Raw genomic sequence first — 291 nt, forward strand, 5'->3', positions numbered from 1 at the left:
CGTCGGGGCCGCGCGTCAGCGTCAGCACGCGGCCCTGCTTGCGGCTTTGCGCCGGACCGGTGCCTACGTCGAGCTGGACGGTGGGGCCGCCGGCCGGCTCCCTGGTCACCAGCGTCGACACCAGCGAGCCTTTGCCGCGCGCCGCCAGTTCCAGCGCTTCGTCAATGCCGTTGTAGCTGATGATGGTGCTGACCGGACCAAACGCTTCCACATCATGCACCGCATCGTTGCGGTGGCCGTCTCGGCACAGCAGCAGCGTCGGCGCGAAGAAAGAGCCTTCGGCGATGCCCT

1 protein-coding gene is annotated in these 291 nt (G+C 68.7%); it reads right to left on the minus strand.

The window, feature by feature from the left end; all coding sequences use genetic code 11:
- A partial coding sequence (locus tag V3391_RS17710) for an aldehyde dehydrogenase family protein (protein WP_332079767.1) occupies window positions 1–291 on the minus strand: 291 nt, incomplete at both ends.

It is taken from the genome of Luteimonas flava, from assembly GCF_036584485.1.
GTDB classification, from domain to species: Bacteria; Pseudomonadota; Gammaproteobacteria; order Xanthomonadales; family Xanthomonadaceae; genus Luteimonas; species Luteimonas flava.